General features: G+C 66.4%; 24 protein-coding genes and 2 tRNA genes. 6 read left to right on the top strand and 20 right to left on the bottom strand.

Annotated features, from left to right (window positions below; translation table 11 throughout):
- Positions 1–244: 244 nt before the first annotated feature.
- On the top strand, positions 245–619 hold the full coding sequence (gene rnk, locus FGS76_RS09365; protein ID WP_138772371.1) for a nucleoside diphosphate kinase regulator: 375 nt from the start codon (positions 245–247) through the stop codon (positions 617–619).
- Positions 620–708: 89 nt separating this feature from the next.
- Here the strand turns inward: rnk and FGS76_RS09370 are convergent, their stop codons facing one another.
- From FGS76_RS09370 to FGS76_RS09405, 8 genes are all read right to left on the bottom strand, one after another.
- Positions 709–1,872 (bottom strand): xanthine dehydrogenase family Fe-S subunit, encoded by a 1,164-nt coding sequence (locus FGS76_RS09370; protein ID WP_138772372.1) that lies wholly within the window; start codon positions 1,870–1,872, stop codon positions 709–711.
- A complete protein-coding gene (locus tag FGS76_RS09375; RefSeq protein ID WP_138772373.1) occupies positions 1,869–2,699 on the bottom strand; it encodes an FAD binding domain-containing protein in 831 nt (276 codons plus the stop codon). Before FGS76_RS09375 ends, FGS76_RS09370 begins: the two co-directional genes overlap by 4 nt.
- Positions 2,696–5,047, bottom strand: coding sequence for a xanthine dehydrogenase family protein molybdopterin-binding subunit (locus FGS76_RS09380; RefSeq protein WP_138772374.1), 2,352 nt, complete (start codon positions 5,045–5,047; stop codon positions 2,696–2,698). Before FGS76_RS09380 ends, FGS76_RS09375 begins: the two co-directional genes overlap by 4 nt.
- 66 nt (positions 5,048–5,113) lie before the next feature.
- Positions 5,114–6,196: a TRAP transporter substrate-binding protein gene (locus FGS76_RS09385; RefSeq protein ID WP_138772375.1), complete on the bottom strand. Its 1,083-nt coding sequence runs from the start codon at positions 6,194–6,196 to the stop codon at positions 5,114–5,116.
- A gap of 81 nt (positions 6,197–6,277) precedes the next feature.
- A complete protein-coding gene (locus FGS76_RS09390) occupies positions 6,278–7,651 on the bottom strand; it encodes a TRAP transporter large permease (RefSeq protein ID WP_377899361.1) in 1,374 nt (457 codons plus the stop codon).
- Entirely contained in the window at positions 7,644–8,165 is a 522-nt protein-coding gene (locus FGS76_RS09395) for a TRAP transporter small permease subunit (RefSeq protein ID WP_138772377.1), read from the bottom strand. The genes FGS76_RS09390 and FGS76_RS09395 overlap by 8 nt, the downstream gene beginning before the upstream one ends.
- A gap of 470 nt (positions 8,166–8,635) precedes the next feature.
- Positions 8,636–8,711 (bottom strand) — tRNA-Gly (locus FGS76_RS09400).
- Between the two features lie 199 nt (positions 8,712–8,910).
- Positions 8,911–8,986, bottom strand: a tRNA-Glu gene (locus tag FGS76_RS09405).
- Positions 8,987–9,222: 236 nt separating this feature from the next.
- Between FGS76_RS09405 and FGS76_RS09410 the strand changes: the two genes are divergently transcribed.
- On the top strand, positions 9,223–9,876 hold the full coding sequence (locus tag FGS76_RS09410) for a glutathione S-transferase family protein (protein ID WP_138772378.1): 654 nt from the start codon (positions 9,223–9,225) through the stop codon (positions 9,874–9,876).
- A gap of 6 nt (positions 9,877–9,882) precedes the next feature.
- Here the strand turns inward: FGS76_RS09410 and FGS76_RS09415 are convergent, their stop codons facing one another.
- From FGS76_RS09415 to ccmA, 8 genes are all read right to left on the bottom strand, one after another.
- Positions 9,883–10,392 (bottom strand): GDYXXLXY domain-containing protein, encoded by a 510-nt coding sequence (locus FGS76_RS09415; RefSeq protein WP_170214444.1) that lies wholly within the window; start codon positions 10,390–10,392, stop codon positions 9,883–9,885.
- Between the two features lie 2 nt (positions 10,393–10,394).
- Positions 10,395–11,618 (bottom strand): DUF2157 domain-containing protein, encoded by a 1,224-nt coding sequence (locus FGS76_RS19785; protein ID WP_138772380.1) that lies wholly within the window; start codon positions 11,616–11,618, stop codon positions 10,395–10,397.
- Positions 11,619–11,629: 11 nt separating this feature from the next.
- Entirely contained in the window at positions 11,630–13,123 is a 1,494-nt protein-coding gene (locus FGS76_RS09425) for a RimK family protein (RefSeq protein ID WP_138772381.1), read from the bottom strand.
- A gap of 111 nt (positions 13,124–13,234) precedes the next feature.
- A complete protein-coding gene (ccmE, locus tag FGS76_RS09430) occupies positions 13,235–13,732 on the bottom strand; it encodes a cytochrome c maturation protein CcmE (protein WP_138772382.1) in 498 nt (165 codons plus the stop codon).
- The gene (gene ccmD / locus FGS76_RS09435; RefSeq protein ID WP_138772383.1) at positions 13,716–13,931 is read right to left on the bottom strand and encodes a heme exporter protein CcmD; all 216 of its coding nucleotides are present in this window, start codon (positions 13,929–13,931) and stop codon (positions 13,716–13,718) included. The genes ccmE and ccmD overlap by 17 nt, the downstream gene beginning before the upstream one ends.
- A 4-nt stretch (positions 13,932–13,935) precedes the next feature.
- Positions 13,936–14,694: a heme ABC transporter permease CcmC gene (gene ccmC / locus FGS76_RS09440; RefSeq protein WP_138772384.1), complete on the bottom strand. Its 759-nt coding sequence runs from the start codon at positions 14,692–14,694 to the stop codon at positions 13,936–13,938.
- A gap of 112 nt (positions 14,695–14,806) precedes the next feature.
- Positions 14,807–15,478, bottom strand: a complete 672-nt coding sequence (gene ccmB, locus FGS76_RS09445; RefSeq protein ID WP_138772385.1) for a heme exporter protein CcmB — start codon at positions 15,476–15,478, stop codon at positions 14,807–14,809.
- Entirely contained in the window at positions 15,475–16,023 is a 549-nt protein-coding gene (gene ccmA / locus FGS76_RS09450; protein WP_138772397.1) for a cytochrome c biogenesis heme-transporting ATPase CcmA, read from the bottom strand. Before ccmA ends, ccmB begins: the two co-directional genes overlap by 4 nt.
- 200 nt (positions 16,024–16,223) lie before the next feature.
- Between ccmA and FGS76_RS09455 the strand changes: the two genes are divergently transcribed.
- Genes FGS76_RS09455 through FGS76_RS09465 form a run of 3 tightly spaced genes read left to right on the top strand, consistent with a single transcriptional unit; the run spans position 16,224 to position 17,463 of the window.
- Positions 16,224–16,805 carry a lipocalin family protein gene (locus FGS76_RS09455; RefSeq protein ID WP_138772386.1) on the top strand — a complete coding sequence of 194 codons (582 nt, stop codon included), beginning with the start codon at positions 16,224–16,226 and terminating at the stop codon, positions 16,803–16,805.
- A gap of 24 nt (positions 16,806–16,829) precedes the next feature.
- Positions 16,830–17,297, top strand: coding sequence for a CYTH domain-containing protein (locus tag FGS76_RS09460; protein ID WP_138772387.1), 468 nt, complete (start codon positions 16,830–16,832; stop codon positions 17,295–17,297).
- Positions 17,284–17,463: a hypothetical protein gene (locus FGS76_RS09465; protein ID WP_138772388.1), complete on the top strand. Its 180-nt coding sequence runs from the start codon at positions 17,284–17,286 to the stop codon at positions 17,461–17,463. The genes FGS76_RS09460 and FGS76_RS09465 overlap by 14 nt, the downstream gene beginning before the upstream one ends.
- A gap of 14 nt (positions 17,464–17,477) precedes the next feature.
- On the opposite strand, the gene FGS76_RS09470 is transcribed toward FGS76_RS09465, so the two are convergent.
- Positions 17,478–18,395 carry a LysR family transcriptional regulator gene (locus FGS76_RS09470; protein ID WP_138772398.1) on the bottom strand — a complete coding sequence of 306 codons (918 nt, stop codon included), beginning with the start codon at positions 18,393–18,395 and terminating at the stop codon, positions 17,478–17,480.
- Between the two features lie 113 nt (positions 18,396–18,508).
- On the opposite strand from FGS76_RS09470, the gene metE reads away from it, so the two are divergent.
- Positions 18,509–20,794 (top strand): 5-methyltetrahydropteroyltriglutamate--homocysteine S-methyltransferase, encoded by a 2,286-nt coding sequence (metE, locus tag FGS76_RS09475; RefSeq protein WP_138772389.1) that lies wholly within the window; start codon positions 18,509–18,511, stop codon positions 20,792–20,794.
- 180 nt (positions 20,795–20,974) lie between these two features.
- Here metE and FGS76_RS09480 read toward each other — a convergent pair whose 3' ends face one another.
- The 3 genes from FGS76_RS09480 to FGS76_RS09490 all read right to left on the bottom strand — a co-directional run bounded on the left by FGS76_RS09480 (position 20,975) and on the right by FGS76_RS09490 (position 23,562).
- Positions 20,975–21,568, bottom strand: coding sequence for an SCO family protein (locus FGS76_RS09480; RefSeq protein ID WP_138772390.1), 594 nt, complete (start codon positions 21,566–21,568; stop codon positions 20,975–20,977).
- Between the two features lies 1 nt (position 21,569).
- The gene (locus tag FGS76_RS09485) at positions 21,570–22,385 is read right to left on the bottom strand and encodes a cytochrome c oxidase assembly protein (RefSeq protein ID WP_138772391.1); all 816 of its coding nucleotides are present in this window, start codon (positions 22,383–22,385) and stop codon (positions 21,570–21,572) included.
- 175 nt (positions 22,386–22,560) lie between these two features.
- On the bottom strand, positions 22,561–23,562 hold the full coding sequence (locus tag FGS76_RS09490) for a DUF5924 family protein (protein WP_138772392.1): 1,002 nt from the start codon (positions 23,560–23,562) through the stop codon (positions 22,561–22,563).
- Between the last annotated feature and the right edge of the window lie 198 nt (positions 23,563–23,760).

Below are 23,760 nucleotides of genomic sequence, written 5' to 3' on the forward strand. Positions count from 1 at the left end.
CCGGAAAGCACTGGCAAAAGCCACCCGTCCTGCTATGGTGAGAGCATGATTGACCCGACCTTCACGTGTTGCCTCCAGGGCGACCCCGTCCGTTTCCCGTCACCGGCCCGCACCGCGCGCGCCGGTGCGCCCCTGCGCGCCTTCCTCGTCTAACGCCGGATCCCGTTCAGTATCGTCCCGGGGGTCCGGCGCGCCGGACCCCGAATCGACCCATCCCCTGATACCGAACGACGAGGAGCGCGCGATGACCGCCCTGCCCCCGATTACTGTTTCCACCCTCGACCGCGAACGCCTGTATGCCCTGCTGGAAAAGCACCAGGGCGACCAGGAAGTGGTGGACCACCTTTACGACGAACTGGACCGGGCCCACTTCCTGGAACCGGACGCCATGCCCGAGGATGTGGTGCGCCTGAACAGCCGCGCCCGCTTCCTGCAGGAAGACAGCGGCAAGACCCATGAGCTGGTGCTGTGCCTGCCCTCGGAAGTGGGCGGCGGAGAAGACCGCCTGTCGGTCCTCAGCCCGGTGGGCGCCGCCCTGCTCGGCCTCAGCGTGGGCGCCACCATCGAGTGGCCGAGCAAGGGCAAAACCCTGCACCTGAAACTGACCGGTGTGTCCTGATGCGGGCCTGGGGCGCGCGCCCCAGGATGCCGTGCCGTCGCCGCGATGATCCCGGGCCTGGTGGAAGCCCCGTGGATCAAGCGGCTGCATCACTTATTGAACAGCTTGCTGAACCAGGACTTGATCACATTGAGCGTCAGTTGCAGCACGCTGAGCCGATTGCCCTTGTCGGAGACCTGGCCGCCGGACAGCACGCGCTGCACGTTGTCCGCGAACATCTTCGCCATGGCGCCGACGAAGCTCTTCACCAAGCCGCCCCGGCTGAACTGGGACAGCGGCCCGGTGACGCTGTAGGAAGCCACGAACTCGATGCGACAGCGGTCGCCGGCCGGATCGGCGATCACCGCGAAGTCCAGGCCGCCGGCGGCGCTGGAACCGCTGCGGGCGTCACGACCCTCACCTTCCATGCGGCCGGTGCGGGCCTGGTCATCGAACTGGTAGCGGCCATTGCCCTTGAAGCGGGCGCGGATCGCGCCCAGGGAGATTTCCATTTCCACTTCCAGTTCGTTGCCGTTCACCGACAGCAGCCGGGCACCGGGCACGCAGGGCACCACCCGCTCCACATCGCTGAGAAAGGCCCAGACTTCGTCGGCGGGCTTTTGCACGGTGATGGTTTCGCGCAGGGTCTGGTCGTCGCCGGCCCCTTCTTCCATGGGCGTGGCTTCCACCGCCTGCATCTGGCCGCCGGTGCGCCTGAACCGGGTCAGCGGCTGGCCGGCCCAGTCCGGTTGGGTGGGCGGCTTGGCCAGCGGCTCGCCGGCGGCCAGCAACTCCGCGCGGCGCTCGAACACCGAGCGCACCGCGTTGACGATGCCCACGTAACCGGTACAGCGGCACAGGTTACCGCCCAGGGCGATGCGAATCTGGTCATCGCTGAGGCTGTCGTGACGCAGGATGATGTCGCGGCAGGCCATCAGCATGCCCGGGGTGCAAAAGCCGCACTGCAGGCCATGGAACTGCATGAACGCGTCCTGCAGCGCCGCCATCAGCGGATCGTCGTCGCCGCCTTCGATGGTGCGCACGGCGCGCCCCTCACAGGCCCGCGCCAGGGTGATACAGGCGCGCACCGGCTGGCCATCCAGCTCCACCGTGCAGGCGCCGCAGACGCCGTGTTCGCACCCCAGGTGGGTGCCGGTCAGGTCCAGGTCCTCGCGCAGGAAATCGGCCAGGCTGGTACGCCCTTCCACCCGGCCGTGCACGGCCTCGCCATTAACGTCCAGGGTCAGTTCAGAAAGAGACGGTTTGCTGGTCATCGAGTAGCTCCAATCTGTGCCAGTGCCCGCCGCACCGCGACCTTGTACAACTGGCGATTAACCTCCGGGTAATCGCCCAACGCCGTGTCCACCGCCGCGTCCAGCACCGCCAGGGCGCCGTCCGGGCCGTCCTCGGCCAGGGCTTCCGCCACCGGTTCCAGGGGCACCGGCGGGCTGTCCAGGGCACCCACCAGCACCCGGCTGTAGCCCCGTTCCGGGTCCACCACCACCACCCCGGTGGCCTGGGAGAATTCGCCCACTTTCTTGCAGAACTTGTAGTAGCCCCAGCGGGCGCTTTCGCTGAGCCGGGGCACGCGCACGCCGGCCAGGATTTCATTGGCGCCCAGCGCGGTCATGAAAGCGGCCTGGATAAAGTCCTCGGCGGCCACTTCGCGCACGCCTTTCTTGCCGCGCAGCAGGTAGGTGGCGCCCAGGCCGGTCATCACGCACACCCAGTCGGCGGCCGGGTCCGCGTGGGACAGGCTGCCGCCCAGGGTGCCCCGGTTGCGCACCGCCCGGTAGGCGATGCGCGAGGCCACGAACGGCAGCATGCCCCGGGCGGCGTCGGCCACCCGGCCGTCCTCGAAATCCGCGTGCCGCACGGCGCCGCCATAGACGATGGCGTCGCGGCTTTCCTCCACGCCGGTCAGGTCCTCGGCGCGGTGCAGGTCCACCAGCACCGCCGGCCGCGCCAGCCGCAGGTTGAGCATCGGCCCCAGGGACTGGCCGCCGGCGATGCACTTGGCCTCGTCGCCGTGTTCGGTGAGCAGCCGCACCGCCTCGGCGCCGTCCCGGGCCGGCAGGTAATCAAACTTCACGGGTTTCATGACGCCTTCTCCTTAGCGGCGCGGGCGCTGAGAACAGCCTTCAGAATGCGCTCCGGCGTGGCTGGAATCTGGTTGAGCTCCACGCCGAGGCCGGCCAGAGCATCGTTGATGGCATTGACGATGGCGCCACCGGGGGCGATGGCACCGCCCTCGCCCACCCCTTTGATGCCGTGGGCGGTATGCGGCGACGGGCTCTCGGTGTGCTGGATGCGGATGTGCGGCGCTTCCGCCGCGCCGGGCAGATGATAGTCCGCCAGGGTGGAGCTGAGCGGCTGCCCCTGGTCGTCGTAGGTCACCTCCTCGAACAACGCGGAGCCGATGCCCTGCACCGCGCCGCCGATGGTCTGGCCTTCCACGATCATCGGGTTCACCACCGTGCCGGCGTCCTCGACGATCACGTAGTCGAGCAGTTCCACCTTGCCGGTGTCCGGGTCCACCGCCACCACCACCGCGTGGGAGGCGTAGGAAAACACCCCCTGGTCGGTCTTCGGCCGGTAGGCTTCGGTGACCTCCAGGCCACCGTGGCGGTCCCCCTCGGGCAGCTCATCCGGGCGCAGATACCAGATCCGTCCCACCTCGGCGAAACTCAGGCTGTTGCCGTCGGGCCCCTGGACCCGGTCGTCCTGCAACCGCACCTGTTCCGGGGCGCACCCCAGAGGCCGGGCGGCGACAATACGAATGCGCTCGGACAGCGCCTCGGCGGCCCGCGACACCGCGCCGCCGGCCATGACGATGCCCCGTGACGCGAAGGCGCCGTAGGAATAAGGGGTGGTGCCGGTGTCCCCCATCAGCACCCGGATGCGGTCCACCGGAATGGAAAGAATCTCCGAGGCCACCTGGGCCAGGGTGGTCTGCAAGCCCTGGCCGATGCTCTGGATGCCCACCCGCACCTCGACGCCGCCGTCCGGGGTCAGCTTCATGCGCGCTTCGTCGTAGCCCGGGATCAACGCCAGGCCCCATTGGGCGAACACCTTGCTGCCGTGGGCGGATTGCTCGGTGTAGGTGGCGAAGCCCACGCCGATCAGCCGGCCGTCCGGTTCCGGGGTTTTCTGCCGCTCACGGATTTCGTCAAAGCGAATCTCGTCCTTGGCGATCATCAGCGAGCCCGGGTAATCGCCGCTGTCGTAATGTTTGTTGGTGACGTTCACATAGGGCATGGCGTCCGCCGGCACCAGATTCTCCATGCGCACTTCCCAGGGCTCGCGGCCCACTTCCCGGGCAATGGCGTCGATGGTCAGCTCCATGGCGAAACACACCCCGGGGCGGGCCACCCCACGATAGGGGGTGAACGGCGGCTTGTTGGTGGCCGGCGCGTTCACCTGGCAGCGGTACTCGCGGAAATCATAGGGGCCGGGCAGATTGCCACCGGCCTGGGCCGCTTCCAGCCCGGCGGTGAACGGCCACACGGAATAGGCGCCCACGTCCACGGTCACTTCCGCGTCCATGCCCAGCAGCCGCCCGCGCTTGTCCGCGTAGGCGGTGAGCGAATAATGGTGTTCGCGGGTGTTGGCGCCGGCGGTCAGATGTTCGCGGCGATCCTCCAGCCAGCGGAACGGTTTGCGGCGGGTCCAGGCCAGCCAGGCCACCGCGATTTCCTCGGGCTGCAGCACGCACTTGTAGCCAAAGCCGCCGCCCACTTCCGGGGCGATCACCCGGATCAGCGCCTCGTCGATGCCCAGGCACCGGGCCAGGCCGTTGCGGATCACGTGGGGCACCTGGGTGGAAGTGGTCACCACCAGCTGGCCGTCGCGGTAATCCCACCAGGCCACCACGCCCTTGCCTTCCATGGGGTTCATCACCTGGCGGGCGGTGCGGTACTCCCGGGTGATCACCACCTCCGCGTTATCCCGCGCGTCGGCCGGGTCCTGCCCCACCGACAGCTGCAAAAACATATTGTCCTGCCACTGGTCGTGGACCAGGGTGGCGTCCTCGGCCATGGATACGGCGGGGGTGATTACCGGCGGCAAGGCTTCCAGCCGCAGGTCGATCTCTTCCAGCAGATCCTCGGCCTCGGCGCGATTGCGCCCGATCGCCATGGCCACCGGTTCGCCCACGAAGCGCACCTTGTCCCGCGCCAGGGGCCAGTGCTCGGACGTTCGATAGCTGGGCAAGGTGGACTCGGCGACGATCGGCCGCACGCCTTCCAGATCCTCGGCGCACAAAATGCGGTTACCGCAGCCATCGGGTTTATTGACCGCCTTGATCCGGGCGTGCGCCAGCGGGCTGCGCAGAAACGCCACATCGCACATCCCCGGCATCTTGATATCGCCCACATAGCGGCTTCTGCCGTGCACCAGGCGATCATCCTCCAGCCGACGTACACGGGCGCCAATACCGGTCTTATTCATGCTCTACCTCGCCTCCTTTACCTCAGCGGGCCCCTGCCGGGTACCCGCCTTCCACGTCGCGCCGGCTCAGTTGGCCCGGGCGTTCATGTATTCCATTTCGGTGATTTCGGAATAGGGCTGCACCACAGCCATGAAATCGGTCATGGACTGGTAGATCCTGCCCGCCAGCGCATCTTTCTTGGCCACGTCCGCCACCACCGTGCGCGACACTTTTTTCAGGTCCTTGAGGGTGTCGGCGTTGAAGGTGGTCACGTTGACCTTGGGGTAGTCCTTCTTGATCTGCTGCAGCGCCTGGGCGTTCTTGGCCACGAATTCGCTGAGCACCATCTGGTTGGCGTAGGCGTTGGCGCCCACCAGCACCTCCTTGAGGTCGCTGTCGAGCTTGTCCCAGGCGGATTGATTGACGAAGCAATCGAGCACGCCGTTGGGCTCCATCCAGCCGGGCCAGTAGTAGTTGCGCGCCACCTGGGGCAGACCGAAGGCCATGTCGTTGAACGGGCCCACGTAGTCGGCGCCGTCGATGGTGCCGTTCTGCAGGGCTTGGGTCACTTCGCCCAGCGGCAACTGCACCGGCACCGCGCCGAATTCCTGCAGCACGCTGCCCGCCAGGGCACCGGTGCGGATCTTCATGCCCTTGAAGTCGGCGGCGGCATTGATGTCCTTGTTCAGCCAGATGCCCTGCACCGAGGTGTTGCCGCTGGGGAAGAACTTGAGACCAAATTCGCCATACAGTTCGTCGATCAGCTTCTGCCCGCCGCCGTAGGCGAACCAGGCATTCTGCTCCTGGGAGGTCATGCCGAACGGCAGCGGCGCCAGGAACTGGAAGCCCGGATGTTTGCCGGACCAGAACGCCGGGTAACCGTGGCCCATGTGCAGGGTGCCGTCGGCCACCGCGTCGAACACTTCCAAAGGACCGACCACTTCACCGGCGGTGTAGACCTTGAGTTTCATGCGGCCGCCGGAGGCCTTGTTGACGTAGTCCGCCACCAGATCCGGGCCGGTGGACAGCAGCGGCGAGTTACGGCGCCAGGTGCTTTGCATGCGCCATTCCACGGCGCCCTTGGCGATGGCCGGGAAGCCCACACCGGCGGCGGCGGCGCCGACCGTGCCGGCGACGCCCGCTTTGAGTAGAAAGTCACGTCTTTTCATGAAAATTACTCCTCGATCTCCGCGCTGAAAGGGGTAATGCCGACACCGGCGGCGCGGACTCCGCCGGGGCGCCTCCGGTAATCAGTTGGCCAACACGCCGGGCAGCCACAACACCAATTGCGGCCATTCCCAGATCGCCGCCACGCCCAGCAGCTGCAGCAGCACGAAGGGAATAACGCCTCGGTACACGGTGGTCAGTTTGAGATCCGACACCGCGCCCTTGAGGAAGAAAATCGCATAGCCGAACGGCGGGGTCAGATAGCTGGTCTGCAGCACGATGGCCGACGCCACCCCCAGCCACAGCGGGTCCGCGCCCATCATGATCAGCGGCGGCGCGAAGATCGGCATGACGATGAAGATGATTTCAAAGGTGTCGAGGATGAAGCCGAGCACGAACATCATCAGCAGCACGAACAGAATCGCGCCGGTGAGCCCGCCGGGCACCGCGTCCAGCAGTTCGGCGATGACCTCCTCGCCACCCAGGGCGCGGAACACCAGCGACAGAATGGCGGCGCCGATCAAGATGCCGTAGATCATCAGGCTCATGGACATGGCCGAACGGCTGGCGTCGCGGATCACCTTGAACGACATCTGCCGGCCCAGAATCGCCAGGATGCAGGCGCCCACGCCGCCCAGGGCCGCCGACTCGGTGGCGGTGGCGACGCCGGACAGAATCGAGCCGAGCACCAGAATGATCAGTACCAGCGGCGGCAGCATGGTGGACAGCACCCGGCGCGGCAGGGTGCGGCGTTCCTCGTCGTTCATCACCAGCGGCGGGCAGGACTCGCTTTTGAACAGTGCCCGCCAGGCCATGGTCAGCAGGTAGAACAGCACCAGAATCAGCCCGGGCACCAGCGCCGCGGCGAACAGGTCGGTGACACCGATCTGATGACTGTTGAAGCCGCCCTGGCTGAGCATCGCCTGGGTATTGGCGTCCTGCAGCATCACCCCGAGCAGGATCAGCACGGTGGAAGGCGGAATGATCTGGGCGGTGGAACCGGCGGCGCAAATCAAACCGCTGGCCAGCGGCTCGTCATAACCGGCCCGGCGCATGGCGGGCAGGCTGATCAAGCCCATCGCCACCACCGTGGCGCCGACCACGCCGGTGGAGGCGGCCAGCAGAGCCCCCACCAGAATCACCGCCACGCCCAGGCCACCGGGCACCCGGCCGAACAGCTGGCCCATGGTGGTGAGCAGGTTCTCGGCGATCCGCGAGCGCTCCAGGATCGCCCCCATGAACACGAACAGCGGCACCGCCAGCAGGGTTTCGTTGGTCATGATGGCGAACACGCGGCCGGGCAGCGCGCCCAGCATCAACATGTCGAAGGCGCCGAACCAGGACGCCACCACCCCCACCAGAATGGACGCCCCACCGATGGCGAACGCCACCGGGTAGCCGCTCAGCAGCGCCAGAATCAGAACGACCAGCAGAATCAGCAGAAAACACTCAGCCACGACCATCTTCTCCAGCGGACGGATTGCGAATCACCAACACTGATCGGATCAGCAAACTCAGCCCCTGTAAGGCCAGCAGCAGGCAGAACCCCAGCAAGCAGGTTTTCAGCAGGTACATGAACGGCAGGCCGCCGATGGTCGGGGAGGTTTCCAGGCGGCTCCAGGAGCGCTGGATGCCGGGCCAGGCCTTGGTGGCCAGGAAGTAGAGCATCGGGTAGAGGAACACCAGGGTGCCGATCACATTGATCCAGGCCTTGCCCCGGGCGGACAGCTGGTTATAGAACACGTCCACCCTCACATGGCCTTCGTGGCGCAGCACATAGGCCGAGCCGAGGGTGAAGACGGCCGCGTTGAGCCAGACGTAGCTTTCCGACAGCCAGGGGAAACCGGTGTCGAAGCCGTAGCGGAGCGCCGCCACCACCGCGCATATCAGAGCGATGATCGGCATGCCCCACTTGAGGATCTCGCCGATACCATCGTTGAGGCGATCAATCAGATCCGCCAACCTTTCCATACTGCGTCTCTCCTACCCAACGCCCGGCCCGCCGCATCCGCCATGGATGCCGGCGCCGCGGGGCAATACGAACTGGTGTTTTCCCTGGTCCATCGTGGATTGATGGCGTCGATAGGACGGGCTCGCTGGAGCGCCAAATTAGGATGGGTAGCACCTGTTTTTCTTCTCACCCGGTGCTGCGGACCCTTTTTCATAATTCTTAAGCCATTGTTTTGTATTCGTTTTCTTTTTATACGTCAGATGCCTTACCATGATTTTTTTATCAGTACACTGACTATAATCAACGCTAAACGAATCCCCAGGGCTTTGCAACAGACTTTCCGCGCGGCGGTTCAGAGGGTGAAACAGGAGGGATCAGAACGAAAAAAGGGAGCCCATAATGGACTCCCTTTTCGATTTGGAGCGGGAAACGAGATTCGACTGGGCTGGCACTCCAGCTCGCGACCCCGTTGGCCTCTCTTCTTACAAATTGGAGCGGGAAACGAGATTCGAACTCGCGACCCCAACCTTGGCAAGGTTGTGCTCTACCAACTGAGCTATTCCCGCTTGGCGCTTGATTGAGTGGCGTCCCCTAGGGGAGTATTCGGCGCTTCGCGCCTCACCCCTGCGGGGCTGCCCTCGCACGCGAGGCCATTCTTCGTCGCCGGCAAGCCGGCTCCTTGTCGAACCCCATTAAGGCTGTTCGACTTCTGGCCTTCAACCGCTGCCTGCCACGGCAAGCCGTTGTGTATTCGGCCAGATTGAGTGGCGTCCCCTAGGGGAGTCGAACCCCTGTTACCGCCGTGAAAGGGCGGTGTCCTGGGCCACTAGACGAAGGGGACCCGTGCTCTCAAGCGGCGCGTAGGATAGGAATCGAGGCCCCCAGCGTCAAGAGGAAATTCGCCTCCGGCGCGCGTCCGCCCAATCTTTCGCCAACCCGGCCCGCCGCTGCCCGATCCGGTCATTGACCCGCCCGGGCCGGTGCTATATCCCTGAGGCTCAAATTCCGCTCCGCCGTGGCGCCCGGGCGCCGGCGGGGCAGGCGTGATTCAAACCTGTACCTGCAAGAGAGAAACCCATGACCATGAAACTCTACGGCGCCATCCTGTCGCCCTACGTCCGCAAGACGCGCATGGTGCTGGCCTTGAAGGGCCTGGACTATGAGTCGGTGATGGTGGACCCCAACAATAAGCCGGAGGGCTACGAGAAAATCAGCCCGCTGGGGCGCATTCCGGCGCTGGAGGTGGATGGCCGCTTCCTGGCGGATTCCGCCGTGATCTGCGCCTATCTGGAGGGCATCCAGCCGCAACCGTTCCTGTACCCGAAGGACGCCTTCGACCATGCCCGCGCCCTGTGGTTCGAGAAATACGCGGACTATGAGCTGGGTCCGGAGTGCACCTTCCGGGTGTTCCGCAACCGGGTGGTCAAGCGGCTGATCGGCAAGGCCTGCAACGAGGAGGAATGCCGCAAGGCCCTCGACACCACCATTCCGCCCCTGTTCGACTACCTGGAGCGGGAGCTGGAAGGTCGGGAATATCTGGTCGGCGACCAGCTCTCCATCGCCGATATCGCGGTGGCCAGCCAGATGGTCAACTTCGCCCATGGTGGCGAAAGCCCGGACGCGGGCCGCCACCCGAACCTGGCGGCGCACACCGCCCGGCTGCACGGGCTCGACCCGTTCGCCCAGACCATCGAGAAGGAAAGCGGTTTCCTGAAGAAAGTGCTCGGCTGAGCGCCGCTAGCGCCCTTCCACCGCCACCAGCGCGGCCCGGCCGGTGGCCGTTACCCGCAGGCGGGCCACGCCGCCGTCGCGCAGCTCGGTTTCCAGCCGGCGGGCCTCGTCCGCCGGCGCGAACCAGGCTTCGATGCCGTAACGCACCACCATCTCGCCACCGGCCACCCGCAGGATGGTGCCGCGCAGAAACGGCGACTGCTCCGGCGGCCGCAGCCGCGCGGCGCCGGCCCGCCACAGGTCACCTTCCCGCTCCAGGGGCAGGTAGACATCGTCACCACCCCGGGGCAATTCCATATCCGGAATCGGCAGCCGGCTGAAGCGGTAGGTCAGCCGCACGTACTGGCCCCGGAACAGGTCCCGGGGGTCCACCGGCAGGGTCACCACGCGCACCTCGCGGCCCACCCACAGCGGGTACTGGCTGTACACGAACAGACCACCGAGCACCGCCAGCTGCGCCACCACCGCCAGAATCAGACCGCCTTTCACCAACGACCGGTTCAACCTGCGTTTCATGGTCATACCTCCCGCCGGCGCCAGTAGAACGCCGCCAGCAACAGCAGGCAGGCCATGCCGGCGAACAGGGCGGCGGCACCCAGGTAGCCGCCGATCAGGTCCAGATAACGGAGCAGGGCCAGCAACAGAATGGCGCCCAGGCCGGTGAAGAACAGCCCCGCCTCACCCTGCTGCAAACCCTGCCGCAGCCAGCGCAGCGCCAGCACCAACACCAGCAGGTTCAGGGCCACCGCCCACAGCCAGGCCTGGTCCGGCAGCCCGCCGGTGTGCACCACCACCAGCAGAACGGCGGTCACCGCCGCCAGCAGCGGCCGGCCGATCAGCGCCGCCACCACCAGCACCGCCAGCGCCGCCCACAGGCCCGGGTCCATCCAGGTCCAGGCCAGCGCCAGATAGTGGCGCCAGACATCCTGGAAGGTGAACGGCAACAGCATCGCCAGTGTCAGCCTGGGCACCCAGATCGCCAGTTCATGGCCGGCGGCGCCGAACCAGCGCGGGCGGCCGGCCAGCGCCAGGGCCAGCACCAGCAGCGCCAGATTGAAACTGAGCATGCCCTCGGCGGTTTCCGGCCCGAAGTCGGTGGCGTACACCCAGGTCAGCATCAGGTTGCACCAGAAAGCAGTGGTGGCGAGAACCGCCAGGGTGAGCAGCGCGCTGTCGCGGAACCGGGCCACCAGCAAGGCGGCGACCAGGAACAGGGGCATCAGCACCGGCATGCCGTAGGGGTTGCGGAGCACCATCCAGGCGCCGGCCACCGCCAGCATCAGCAGCGCCAGCAGCCGGCCCCGGGTGAGCAGCACCGGCACCAGCAACCCCAGGGCCCACAGCAGCAGCCCGCCGTGATAGTGCTCGCCCAGGTGGTACATCTGGCCGATCAGCATGATCGAGGCGCCGTAGGCAAAGCCCCCCAGCAACAGCCAGAAGGCACCGGCGCCCTGGCGCAGATAACGGGCCACGCCCACGCCATTGAGGGTGGCGGTCAGCACCATCAGGCCGGCCAGGCGCGCTTCCCGGGGCAGGTCCTGCCAGTTGGCGGACACCACCAGCAGCAACGCCAGCCCCAGGAACAGGCCGGCCAGGGCCACCACCAGTTCCCGGGCCGCCGGCGGCGGATCGTCCAGGGTGGCGCCGTAGCGGGCCAGCAACCGGTCGGCGGTGGCGCGGTCGATATCGCCGTCGGCGAACCAGGTGCGGATCGCTCGGCGGAGCAGAAAGCGGCGCATCATGGCCCTCCTGGTCAGAACAACGGCAATCCCAGCCGCTTGGCTTCCAGCCGGCGCAGAAACTCCAGCATGATTTGGCGGTACAGGTCCTCGCCCAGCCACAGGTCCTCGACGCCGGCGTCCACGTTGGGGTTGTCGTTGACCTCGATCACCACCACCTCGTCGCCGGCCTGCTTCAGATCCACGCCGTACAGGCCATTGCCCATCAGCCGGGCCGCCTTCAGGGCGGTGCGCAGCACCTTGGGCGGCACGTCGCGCACCGCCAGGCTGCGGAAGCCCCCGGAGGAGGTCTTGCCGCCGGCCTTGTGATGGTAGATCTGCCAGTGGCCCTTGCTCATGAAGTACTGACATGCGAACAGCGGCCGGTGATTCAGCACGCCGATGCGCCAGTCGTAATCGGTGTACATGAAGGCCTGGGCCAGCACCACCGACGATTGTTTGAGGTGCTCGCCCAGGGCCTGGCGCAGGCCATCCCGGTCGGCCACCTTGCTGATGCCCCGGGAGAAGCTGCCGTCCGGGATTTTCAGCACCATGGGCAGCCCCAGTTCCTCGATCAGACTGTCCACCTGACGGTCGGAATCGTCGAACACGAAGGCGGTGGGCGGCACCGGCACCTTGTTGGCCTGCATCAGCTCGGCCAGATAGATCTTGTTGGTGCAGCGCAGGATCGAACCCGGGTCGTCGATCACCACCATGCCTTCCTGCTCGGCCTTGCGGGCGAACTGGTAGGTATGGTGGTCGATGCCGGTGGTCTCGCGAATAAACAGGCCGTCGTACTCGCCCAGCCGGGCGTAGTCGTCACGGCCGATGGGTTCCACCTTGATGCCCAGCTCACGGCCGGCCTTGATAAAGCGCTTCAGGGCGGTGCGGTTGCTGGGCGGCAGGGCCTCCTGCTCGTCCACCAGCATGGCCAGTTCATAGCGGTCGCCACGGCGCCGGCGCGGGTTGCGCCAGACCCGGGCATTGAACTGCTCCAGGGCCCGGGCGAACAGATCCTCCTCGTTGCCCTTGAGCTGCTTGAGGCTGACCGTGCGAATCGATTCCAGGGTCCATTCACCGTCCCGGCGGCGGAACGCCACGCGCAGAATCGGGCACGGCAGCTGATCAAATATCTGCCGCCCCAGTTCCGCCAGCCCATCCTGCTCGGTGTGGCCGAAATACAGGGTCAGGGTGAGACGGGTGGCACCGTCGCCCTGCTTCTTCATGGCCTTGTCCAGGGCCTGCTCGAAGCTGCCGAAATGCAGGCCGTAGAGAGCCTTGCGGCTGAGGTCGTTGACCGTGCGCACCGACGGCATCACCCGCTGGCCACGGGCCTCCGCCAGCAGCGAGCAGTAATAGCCCGGCGACAGATATTTGTAGGCCCGGCACAGGTTGATGACCTGGACTTTCTTGTCGGTGCAGACCGGCGAGGCCGCCTGCAGATAGTCGCGGGCGGACAGCAAATGGCGGGTGGGATAGTAGGCGGCCCAGTCGGCCGGATCGTCGACGAGAATGATGACCTGACTCATGGCGCCCCGAACGGTCAAGTGTGGAAGGGTGTCGGCGCACTGTATGCCAGCCCCGCCACGGCGGACAATCTTTTTCGCGCCGGGCCGCGCGGGCCCGGCGGTCAGCCGCCGTTACTCTCCCGAGTAGCTGCCGGAATAGGCGCCGCCAGAGCCGGACTCCGCCTTCTTGCCGGCGTTGCCCGGGTGACCGGCCTTCTCCAGGGCGTCCTGCACCTCCGGCGGCATATAGGTCTCATCGTGCTTGGCCAGCACTTCCTCCGCCTCGAAGCGGTCGCGGCTCACCAGGGTGCCATTGGCGACGATGCCCTGCCCCTCGCGGAACAGATCCGGCAGGATGCCCTGGTAATGAATATCGAAGGTGCCCTTGCCATCGGTGACCGCGAAGGTCACGTCCAGGGTGTCCGGATCACGGCGCACGGAACCGTCCACCACCAGGCCGCCAACGCGCATCTTGGTGTCTATCGGCGCCTCGCCGGACACCACTTGCTGGGGCGTGTAGAACAGATTGATGTTCTGACGCAACGCATACACCGCCAGCCCCACGGCCACGGCCAGGCCGGCCAGAATGGCCAGCACCACGATCAGACGTTGTTTACGAACCGGATTCATCAGGACTCCCAGAAATGATGGAGGCATCGCGGGCTTCGCGCCGGGCGCGCCGGGCCAGTTCGGCGCGTACCCGTCCCTGTTGGCGCCAGGCCAGCAGCATATTGCCAATGATCAGGAGCGCGCTGATGCCGTAGGCGCTCCAGACGTAGAAGCCATGGTCACCCATGGCCAGAAAGTCGGCGAAACTGTCGAAGTACATGCGCTTAAATCCCCCGCGGCCGGCTCACCAGTTTACGCACCCAGCCGGCGCGCCGTTCGCGGTTGAGCACCTCGGTGCGCGCGCGCATCAGCACATTGGCGGCGTACAGCAGCCACAGCCCCAGCATGCTGATCAGCAGCGGCCACTTCATGGCAGCGTCGATGGACGACTCGCCCACCACCTTGAGGGTGGAGCCCTGGTGCAGAGTCTGCAGCCACTCCACCGAGTATTTGACGATCACCACGTTGATCACCCCCACCATGGCCAGCAGGGAGGCGGCCCGGGCGGCCTGGCGGGGGTCACGGATGGCACTCTGCAGCGCAATGATGCCCAGGTAAAGGAACAGCAGGATCAGCATGGAGGTCATGCGCGCGTCCCACTGCCAATAGGTGCCCCAGGTGGGCTTGCCCCAGAGCGCCCCGGTGACCAGGGACACCGCCGCCAGCACCGCGCCAAACGGCGCCAGGGCCTTGAGCATCACCTCGGCCATCTTCATGCGCCACACCAGCGCCACCAGCCCGGCCACGCCCATGGCGATGTACCCCATCAGCGCGCCGCTGGAGGCGGGCACATGGATATAGATGATCCGGTAGCTGTCACCCTGGTAACGCTCCACCGGCGCCCAGGCCAGCCCCCAGGCCAACCCCACCCCCAGCAACACCACCGAAATCGGCAACAGCCACGGCAGCACCGCGCTGCTGAAGCGGTAGAAATAGACCGGCGAACCCAGTTGGTGGTACCAGCGTTTAATTGTTTTCCACATAACACACCTAAAAACGGATACGTAGGAGCGACTTCAGTCGCGAAAACGCCCGGCGGCGCCGGCAATATCCGCCGTTTACGGGCCGCCGCCATCGCCGCTGAAGCCGCTCCTACTAATCGCCCGCGCTGATGCGCAGGCCCAGGGCCACCGCCACCGGGCCGAGGCTCAGGGCCAGGGCAAGAATCGCGCCCAGCACCGCCAGCAGGCCGTCGGTGGGCAGGCCGTCCTGGGCGGTGCGCACCACCCCGGCGCCGAACACCAGTACCGGGATGTACAGCGGCAGCACCAGCACCGCCAGCAGTATGCCACCCCGATTGAGGCCCACCGTGAGGGCGGCGCCGATGGCCCCCACCACGGTCAGGGTGGGCGTGCCCAACAGCACGCTGATCATCAGGGTATCCAGCACCGCCACCGGCAGCTGCATCATGTAGCCAAGCAGCGGCGCCATCAGCGCCAGGGGCAGCCCGGTGAGCAACCAATGGGCCAGCAACTTGGCCGCCACCGGCACCACCGATACCACGGGGGACGTGAGCATCTGGTCCAGGGCGCCGCTTTCCTGGTCGCGGCGGAACAGACCGTCCAGGGACAGCATCACCGCCAGCAGCGCCGCCACCCAGATTGCCCCGGGCGCCACCAGCGCCAGCAGCGCCGGCTTCGGCGACAGGCCCAGCGGAAACAGGCTGACCACCACCACGAAGAAAAACAGCGGCTGCACCATGTCCGCCGGCGCCCGCCAGATCAGGGTCAGCTCGCGGCGCAGGGCCGCTCCCCACACGCCGCTCATGGCCGCGCTCCGGCGGCGCCCAGATGCAGGCGCCGGGCGTTCTCGCCGACCTGATGGTGGGAGGTGTACAGCACCAGCGTGCCGGCGGCGGCGGCCTCGCGCAGGCGGGCGTCCAACCGCGCCACCCCGTCCTGGTCGATGGCGGTGAAGGGTTCGTCCAGCACCCATACCGGCTTGTGGTCCAGCCACAGCCGGGCCAGGGCGATGCGCCGCTTCTGGCCGGCGGACAGGCGCCCGGCGGGCACGTCCTCGAAACCGTACAGCCCCACCGCCTCCAGGGCCGCGTCCGGGTCGCCGCCCTGGCCGCACAGGGCCTGACTGTATCGGAGGTTTTCCCGGGCGGAGAGTTCCTCGCGCACGCCGGGCTGATGGCCCAGATAGAGCAACGACGGCGCCAGCGGCTGGTGCCACAGCACCTCACCGTCGTAGAAACCGTGCAGCCCCACCAGAATACGCAGCAGGGTGGTTTTGCCGGCGCCGTTGGCCCCGGTGATCTGCCAGATTTCGCCATCGCCGGCGGAAAACGACAGGTCCCGGAACAACATCCGGTCGTCGCGCTCGCAGCTCAGCCGGCGCACTGTGAGACGTGGCGCAGTGATAATCAAACCTCCCTGAATCGGCGCGGCAGTATAGCATGGCAAAACGGGCCGGGAGGGCCGTGCCGGCACAAACGAGCGTAATGCAAATGGGGGGCACAGAGCCTAGACTGTCGCTTGGCCCATTTTAAACGTCGCAAGGAAACGACATGCCCTTTCGGACCCTCAAGCTCGCCACCCTGCCCCTGCTCACCGCCGCGCTGCTGGCCGGCTGCGCCGGTAGCGGGGAACCGCCCCTGACCACCGTGGAGCGGGTCGATCTGGAGCGTTACGGCGGCACCTGGTACGAGATCGCGCGGTTGCCCCAGTGGTTCCAGCGCGGCTGCTACAACTCCACCGCCACCTACACCCTGGAAGCGCCGCACCGGATCGGCGTGGTCAATCGCTGCCAGCGGAAGGACGGCCCCAGCGAGGCCACCGGCACCGCCCGCGCCCTGGAAGGCAGCGGCGACGCCAAGCTCAAGGTCCGCTTCGACAACTGGTTCTCCCGGCTGCTGCCCCGGCTGGCCGAGGGCAACTATTGGGTGCTGGCGCTGGACCAGGATTACCAGACCGTGGTGGTGGGCGGCCCCAGCCGCGATTACCTGTGGATTCTGGCCCGCCAGCCGCGCCTGCCGGAAGACCGCTACCAGGCGCTGGTGGAGGTGGCCCGGGAGAAAGGCTTCCCGGTGGAAGAACTGAAACGCAACCGCGACCTGGTGCCCACATCCCCCAGCCCGGCCGAGGGCTGATCGACCATTCCGGGAGGGAACCTGATGGGACTGGAAATCGAACGCAAATTCCGCGTCACCGGCACCGACTTTCTTGCCGGCCGGCACGGCGAGCGCCTGGTGCAGGGCTATCTGAGCCACGACCAGCACGCCACCGTGCGGGTGCGCATCCAGGGTGACCGGGCCTGGCTGACCCTCAAGGGCGAAACCCGCGGCGCCCGCCGCAGCGAGTTCGAATACCCGATTCCGGTGGACGACGCCCTGGCCATTCTTGCCGAGATGTGCGCCGAGGGCGTCATCGACAAAACCCGCTACCGGCTGCCCGCCGGGGACGGGCTGGAGTGGGAAGTGGATGTCTTCCACGGTGACAACGACGGGCTGGTGGTGGCGGAGATCGAACTGAGCCACGAAGACCAGCCGATTCCCCGCCCGGACTGGCTGGCCGAGGAAGTCACCGACGACCCGCGCTACTACAACAGCGCACTCAGCCGCCGGCCCTATGGCCGCTGGTAACACCCAGTATGTACTGTGGCGCAAGGATGGCCATGGCAAGGTGTTCGTGGTGACCCGCTTTCATTCCCGCCAACACGCCGACCGGGTGTGCCAAAGCTACCAGCAACGCGCCCATAAGCAGCATTACTGGGTGACCATGCTGCGGCTGCGGGATACGCCGCCGTAAAGTCCCCGCGCCGGTCAATCGGCGCGGCGGATGCCGGACAGATTCTGGAAACACAGGTCCCGGCCAATCTCCATGAATTCCTGCACGAACGGCACCGTCTCGTCGCCCTGGCGCACCGCCGCGTAGAGCGTGCGCCATACCCCTCCCTCGCCCAGCCGCGCCGCCTCCACCAGCTTCAGGTCCAGATACTCGGTGAGGGCCCAGTTGGGCAACGCCGCCACGCCGCGACCGGCGGCCACCAGCTGCACCATCATCGGGGTCAGCTCGGCGGTGCGCACCGAGGCCGGCGCCACCCCGGCGGGATCCAGGAAGGCGGTGAACACATCCAACCGCTCGTGCTCCACCGGGTAGGCGATCAGCACCTGGTCGGCCAGGTCCCCTGCTTCCACGTGGCGGCCCCGCGCCAGGGCCGAGCCCCGCGCCACCGCCAGCACCAGCTCATAGCGGAACAGCGGCAGATAACGAACCGCGTCGTTATCCACCGGATCGGAGGTGATCACCATATCCAGATCGCCGCGTACCAGGGCGCTCTGGGGCGTGAAACTGAACGCCGCGGACAGATCCAGCTGCACCTCCGGCCAGGCTTCCCGAAACCGGTCCAGGGCCGGCATCAGCCACTGAAAACAGGAATGGCACTCGATGGCGATGTGCAGCCGGCCACTGCGCCCGGCGGCCAGACGGCGCAGCTCGGTCTCGGTGTGCTTCACCTGCGGCAACACCTGCCGGGCCAGCACCAGCAGCCGGGCGCCGGCGGGCGTGAAGCGGATCGGCCGGGTGCGCCGCACGATCAGCGACACCCCCAGCCGGTGCTCCAGATCCTTGAGCTGATGGGACAGGGCCGACTGGGTCACGTGCAGCCGCTCCGCCGCCTCCACCAGACTGCCGGCCTCGTCGATGGCAAGCATCGTGTTGAGATGACGCAGCTCCAGCAACATGAGCTCTCCTCATAATCGAGATTAGATATTTGATTTTGTCTCAAGTCACCCGGTGGCCACAATAGCGCTTTGCATTGAACGCCCCCCATGGCGACCAGAAGGACGGAATCATGACGACTTGGCATACCCTCGGCTTTCCGCGCATCGGCGCGCGGCGGGAACTGAAACAGGCCCAGGAGGCCTACTGGGCCGGCACCCTGCAACGCAGCGAACTGGAACATGTGGGCCGCAGCCTGCGCCAGCGACATTGGGCCCTGCAGGCGGAGGCCGGCGTATCGCCGGTGCCGGTGGGCGACTTCGCCTGGTACGACCAGATCCTGGAGTTCTCCTGCCTGCTGGGCGTGGTGCCGGCCCGCTTCGGCCAGGCCGACGACCTGTCCGTGGACCTGGACACCCTGTTCCGCATGGCCCGTGGCCGCGCCCCCAGCGGCGAACCGGCGGCGGCCTGCGAGATGACCAAGTGGTTCGATACCAACTACCACTACATCGTGCCGGAACTGCGCGCCGACCAGACCTTCCGCATCGCCCGTGACACCCTGTTCGAGCAAATCGACGAGGCCCAGGCCCTGGGCCACGACGCCAAGCCGGTGATTCCCGGCCCGCTCACCTACCTGTGGCTGTCCAAGGGCGAGGCGTTCGAGAGCAACGGCGACCTGGGCAAACTGGACCTGCTGGACCGGCTGATTCCGGTCTACAAGCAGATCCTGCGGCGCTTCGCCGAGCAGGGCGTGACCTGGGTGCAGATCGACGAACCGATTCTGTGCCTGGACCTGCCCGACGCCTGGCAACGGGCCTACCTGCGGGTGTTCGATGCCCTGGCCGGCGCCGCCGACCTGAAACTGCTGCTCACCACCTACTTCGAGAGCCTGGACGACAACCTGTTCACCGCCCTGGCACTGCCGGTGGCGGGCCTGCACCTGGACCGGGTGCGCGGTGCCGACGACCTGGCGCAGGTGCTGCCGCGCCTGGGCGACAAGGTGCTGTCCCTGGGCGTGATCGACGGCCGCAATATCTGGCGCGCCGACCTGGATGCCCTGCTGGAAACCCTCAAGCCGCTCAAGCAACAACTCGGCGACCAACTGTGGCTGGCGCCCTCCTGCTCGCTGCTTCACAGCCCGGTGGACCTGGACCAGGAAGACAAACTCGACGCCGAACTGAAAAGCTGGCTGAGCTTCGCCAAACAGAAACTGGACGAACTGAAACTGCTCGGCGATGCCCTGGACGGCAACGCCGACGAGGCCGCCCTCTCCGCCCAGCGCCAGGCGCTCGCCGCCCGCGCCGCCTCCCCGCGCATCCACAACAAAGCCGTGGGCGAGCGCATGGCCGCCGCCAGCCAACTTTCCCGCGACCGGGTGAGCCCGTTCGCCGACCGCATCGGCAAACAACAGGCGGCGCTGAACCTGCCCGCCTTCCCCACCACCACCATCGGCTCCTTCCCGCAGACACCGGAAATCCGTACCGCCCGCCGCGACTGGAAGGCCGGCAAACTGAATGACGCCGACTACCAGGAACGGATGAAGCAGGAAATCACCCGCGTCATCCGTTACCAGGAACAGGTGGACCTGGACGTGCTGGTGCACGGCGAAGCCGAGCGCAACGACATGGTGGAATACTTCGGTGAACTGCTGGAGGGTTTCGTCTTTACCCGCTTCGGCTGGGTGCAAAGCTACGGCTCACGCTGCGTGAAGCCGCCGGTGATCTTCGGCGACGTAAGCCGGCCGGCGCCGATGACGGTGGACTGGGCGCGCTTCGCCCAATCGCTCACCGACAAACCGGTGAAGGGCATGCTCACCGGCCCGGTGACCATTCTGCAGTGGTCCTTCGTGCGCGACGACCAGCCCCGCGACACCACCTGCCGGCAAATCGCCCTGGCCCTGCGCGACGAAGTGCAGGACCTGGAAGCCGCCGGCATCGGCGTGATCCAGATCGACGAACCGGCGTTCCGTGAAGGCCTGCCGCTGCGACGCGGCGACTGGCAACGCTACCTGGACTGGGCGGTGGAGTGCTTCCGGCTGGCCACCGTGGGCGTGGCCGACGAAACCCAGATCCACACCCACATGTGCTATTCCGAGTTCAACGACATCATCGAAGCCATCGCCGCCATGGACGCGGACGTGATCACCATCGAGACATCACGCTCCAACATGGAACTGCTGGAAGCCTTCGAGAACTTCCAATACCCCAACGACATCGGCCCGGGGGTCTATGACATCCATTCCCCCAACCAGCCGGAAGTGGACTGGATGGTGCAACTGATGGAGAAAGCCGCCCACCGCCTGCCCAAGGAACGGCTCTGGGTGAACCCGGACTGCGGCCTGAAAACCCGCAAATGGGAAGAAACCGAAGGCGCCCTGGCCAACATGGTGCACGCCGCCAAACGCCTCCGCGCCGGCTAACCTTCCTACCCCCCACCCCCACCGCGCGGAGTCCCGCTCCGAGCGGCTCCGCCTGGAGGCCCTTCCGGGACCCTTGAGAACAGGACGTTCGAAAGGGAGCCTACATGGACGTACTCGCGGCGTTCCCGGAAGGGCCTCCAGGCGGAGTCGCGCCCCGGCTGGAGAGACCCACCACGCCGGTTACTGAATGCTGACCAGCGCCCGCAAATCCTCGGCAATCTGATCCACCGGCTGATCATTACGCATGAACAACCGCACCTTGCCATGCCGATCAAACCCGTACATGGCCAGACCGTGATTCACCAGATAGGCGCCGCTCTCATTGGGCTCCCCGTAACTGTAGGTGGTGCGGTAACGTTTGGTCAGCTCCCGCAGCGTTTCCTGATCACCGGTCAAGCCATCCACCCGCGGACTGAAATAGGCGGTGTACTTGGCCAACAGCTCCGGCGTATCCCGCTCCGGGTCCACGCTCACGAACAGCACGCGAATCTGCTCTCGCTCCTGGTCGGACAGCTTATTCAGCGCCTGGGCCAGCGCGGTCAACGTGGTCGGGCAGAAATCCGGGCAATGGGTATAGCCAAAAAACAGCACCACCGCCTCGCCCTGGTAACGGGCCTGGGTCACCGTCTCCCCGCCTTCGCCCTTCAACGAGAACTCCAGATCCGGCATCAGGCCGGTGATGTCCTTGCCGTTGAACGACACCCCCGAGGAACCACAACCGGCCAGCCAGAACAGGCTGGCGACCAGCAGCGCCGCACTCAGATATCGGACCATGTCAGCCTCCTTTTTCACTGTCGTAACGCAGATAAAGACGCAGCACCACCAGGGCGCCAACGATTGTCATCATGGCCGGCGGAATCCAGGTAAGCAGCCCGCCCAACACCTGATCGGTGGCCGCATCAATGGCGAAGGCCCGGCCGCAGATGGCATACACGTCGTACAGGCCGGCGTCGGCGAAGGTGATGTAGGCGCCCAAAAGAATCTGTGGAAACAGCGCCGCCACCAGCATCAAGAAACGCACGCCAAAGCGCGACGTGTGCGCCCGATCCGGGTCCCGGGGGTCGAGAATCACCAGCCAGAAGATCACCCCGTCCACCAGCATCGACCAATTCATCAGCTCGTAAAGCCGCAGGCTGAGCATGGCGTCGAAATGAATCGACGGGCTCAGCCAGAAGAAAATCAGCCCCACGAACAGCACCGTCGCCACCACCGGGTCGAACAGTACCCGGCGCACCGGCCGCAACACCGCCGCCAGCCGGGGAAAGTGGCGGTCGCCGGCGCAGGCGGCCAGCACCGGTAACGGATTGGCCAGGGCGATCAGAAAGGCGCCCAGATGGTGCAACACCAGGTGCTGGCCCCGGTGCACGAAAAACATGTAGCGCGAGTAATAGTCGAACTGGGTGTGCATCACCAGATAGCACAGCAGCACGCCCAGGAAAAACGACAGGCTGCGCCAGGCGGACGGCGGCCGGCCACGGGCCGCCAGTCGGCGCCAGCCGACCAGGTAAGCGGTCACCGCCAGCAGGAACAACAGCACGGTGATCGGCGAAAAAATGTAGGGCGTCAACGCGCCGTACAGGGTGTGCAGCATCAGGAAGCCTTTCCCGGGGCGGCCGGCCTGCGCCGGCCCGGATCGCGGCGCCAAGGTTGCGCCGGCCCCCCGCCGCCGTCAAGGCGCAACCCGGGGGGTGGGGCGATTTGTCACACCAGGGCCTGTTCACACCGCATCCATTACTCCTGCTGGATGCGAGTAGTGTGAACACGCCCTAGTCCACCACCGTGAAACGCAGCACGCCGATGATCTGGTTCTTGTCGGTGCGTACCTCCACCCGCCAGTCACCCACCGCCGGCGCCGGCAAATGGGCCTTGTGGGACCAGGTGCGGTAGCCCTGACGCCGGCCGCCGGTCAGGTGCAGGCCGATGCGGTCCACCTGCTCACCATTGTGGAACCAGTAATGGCTGACCTCCTGGCCCAATCCCAAAGGCGCACGGATGGCGGTGTAGGCATAGAGGCCATCGTTCAGGTCCGAGACCCGGAAACTGCGCCCGGTGACCAGCGGCTCACGGCTGGAACGGTTGATGCTCACCGCCATGGCCCGCTCCTCCAGCGACAGGGTCAGCGGCGGCACCAGCCGGGCGCCCCACACCGGCACCGTGGCGATCAACACCGACACCCCCACCAGCATCGCCCAGCGGTACCCCGGCCGTGGCCCGCCCACCCGCCAGAAACTGGGCAGCGCGAACAGCGCGGTCAGCAACGCCGCCCCGTCCAGGGCGAAATTGGTGGGCCACTTGAAGATCAGCGGCAGCAATACCAGCAGCGCCACGAACAGGGCCCAGGCGTGAAACCCAAAATACACCGCCCGGTGGGCGGCCAGCCGGAAGTACAGCGGATCGATGATGCTGACCAGCGCGGCGGCGGCCACCAGGCCGGTGAACAGGAAATACTCGGCGCCGCCGGACCACTGCAGAATCACGAACGGCAGGCTGAAGAAAAACGCCTCCTGGTGCACGCCCTGCAGCATCAGCTTGAGCGCCCCCTGGGCCAGCGGCTCCATGGCCGACCCCCGGAAACGGCGCAGCCAGAAGTTCTCGGTGAGCAGCACCAGCCAGGTGCCCACCAGAATGGCGGTGAGCACCGCCGCCAGCCAGGGCTTCCGTTCCACCAGAAAATAACTCGCCAGCCCCAGGGAAAAGCTGCCCACCGCCCAGAGGTGGCGCAGGCGGTAGAGGAGCGCGTTGAGGCGGGGGAGCCATTGGGGGTGCATCGTGGTCCGGTTCCTGTGGTGTGGCTGTGGGTTCGATGGCACAGGGTAGCGGATGGTTTCTTCGCGGGCTGTAAAATTCGGGGGCGCCAGGCTTTGCTTCGCTCGCCTGGCTTGGGTAGGCGTTTTTGTGTGTCCTTGTAGGAGCGGCTTTAGCCGCGATAGGCGTTGGGGCGGAGGTGGGCGTGGGGAGAGATGGGC

This window comes from Alloalcanivorax gelatiniphagus, from assembly GCF_005938655.1.
Taxonomy (GTDB): domain Bacteria; phylum Pseudomonadota; class Gammaproteobacteria; order Pseudomonadales; family Alcanivoracaceae; genus Alloalcanivorax; species Alloalcanivorax gelatiniphagus.

Excerpts from the sequence above, each read along its gene's own strand:
- rnk (WP_138772371.1), top strand. The coding sequence starts at position 245 with ATGACCGCCCTGCCCCCGATTACTGTTTCCACCCTCGACCGCGAACGC.
- FGS76_RS09370 (WP_138772372.1), bottom strand. The coding sequence starts at position 1,872 with ATGACCAGCAAACCGTCTCTTTCTGAACTGACCCTGGACGTTAATGGC.
- FGS76_RS09375 (WP_138772373.1), bottom strand. The coding sequence starts at position 2,699 with ATGAAACCCGTGAAGTTTGATTACCTGCCGGCCCGGGACGGCGCCGAG.
- FGS76_RS09380 (WP_138772374.1), bottom strand. The coding sequence starts at position 5,047 with ATGAATAAGACCGGTATTGGCGCCCGTGTACGTCGGCTGGAGGATGAT.
- FGS76_RS09385 (WP_138772375.1), bottom strand. The coding sequence starts at position 6,196 with ATGAAAAGACGTGACTTTCTACTCAAAGCGGGCGTCGCCGGCACGGTC.
- FGS76_RS09395 (WP_138772377.1), bottom strand. The coding sequence starts at position 8,165 with ATGGAAAGGTTGGCGGATCTGATTGATCGCCTCAACGATGGTATCGGC.
- FGS76_RS09410 (WP_138772378.1), top strand. The coding sequence starts at position 9,223 with ATGACCATGAAACTCTACGGCGCCATCCTGTCGCCCTACGTCCGCAAG.
- FGS76_RS09415 (WP_170214444.1), bottom strand. The coding sequence starts at position 10,392 with ATGAAACGCAGGTTGAACCGGTCGTTGGTGAAAGGCGGTCTGATTCTG.
- FGS76_RS19785 (WP_138772380.1), bottom strand. The coding sequence starts at position 11,618 with ATGATGCGCCGCTTTCTGCTCCGCCGAGCGATCCGCACCTGGTTCGCC.
- FGS76_RS09425 (WP_138772381.1), bottom strand. The coding sequence starts at position 13,123 with ATGAGTCAGGTCATCATTCTCGTCGACGATCCGGCCGACTGGGCCGCC.
- ccmE (WP_138772382.1), bottom strand. The coding sequence starts at position 13,732 with ATGAATCCGGTTCGTAAACAACGTCTGATCGTGGTGCTGGCCATTCTG.
- ccmD (WP_138772383.1), bottom strand. The coding sequence starts at position 13,931 with ATGTACTTCGACAGTTTCGCCGACTTTCTGGCCATGGGTGACCATGGC.
- ccmC (WP_138772384.1), bottom strand. The coding sequence starts at position 14,694 with ATGTGGAAAACAATTAAACGCTGGTACCACCAACTGGGTTCGCCGGTC.
- ccmB (WP_138772385.1), bottom strand. The coding sequence starts at position 15,478 with ATGAGCGGCGTGTGGGGAGCGGCCCTGCGCCGCGAGCTGACCCTGATC.
- ccmA (WP_138772397.1), bottom strand. The coding sequence starts at position 16,023 with ATGTTGTTCCGGGACCTGTCGTTTTCCGCCGGCGATGGCGAAATCTGG.
- FGS76_RS09455 (WP_138772386.1), top strand. The coding sequence starts at position 16,224 with ATGCCCTTTCGGACCCTCAAGCTCGCCACCCTGCCCCTGCTCACCGCC.
- FGS76_RS09460 (WP_138772387.1), top strand. The coding sequence starts at position 16,830 with ATGGGACTGGAAATCGAACGCAAATTCCGCGTCACCGGCACCGACTTT.
- FGS76_RS09465 (WP_138772388.1), top strand. The coding sequence starts at position 17,284 with ATGGCCGCTGGTAACACCCAGTATGTACTGTGGCGCAAGGATGGCCAT.
- metE (WP_138772389.1), top strand. The coding sequence starts at position 18,509 with ATGACGACTTGGCATACCCTCGGCTTTCCGCGCATCGGCGCGCGGCGG.
- FGS76_RS09480 (WP_138772390.1), bottom strand. The coding sequence starts at position 21,568 with ATGGTCCGATATCTGAGTGCGGCGCTGCTGGTCGCCAGCCTGTTCTGG.
- FGS76_RS09485 (WP_138772391.1), bottom strand. The coding sequence starts at position 22,385 with ATGCTGCACACCCTGTACGGCGCGTTGACGCCCTACATTTTTTCGCCG.
- FGS76_RS09490 (WP_138772392.1), bottom strand. The coding sequence starts at position 23,562 with ATGCACCCCCAATGGCTCCCCCGCCTCAACGCGCTCCTCTACCGCCTG.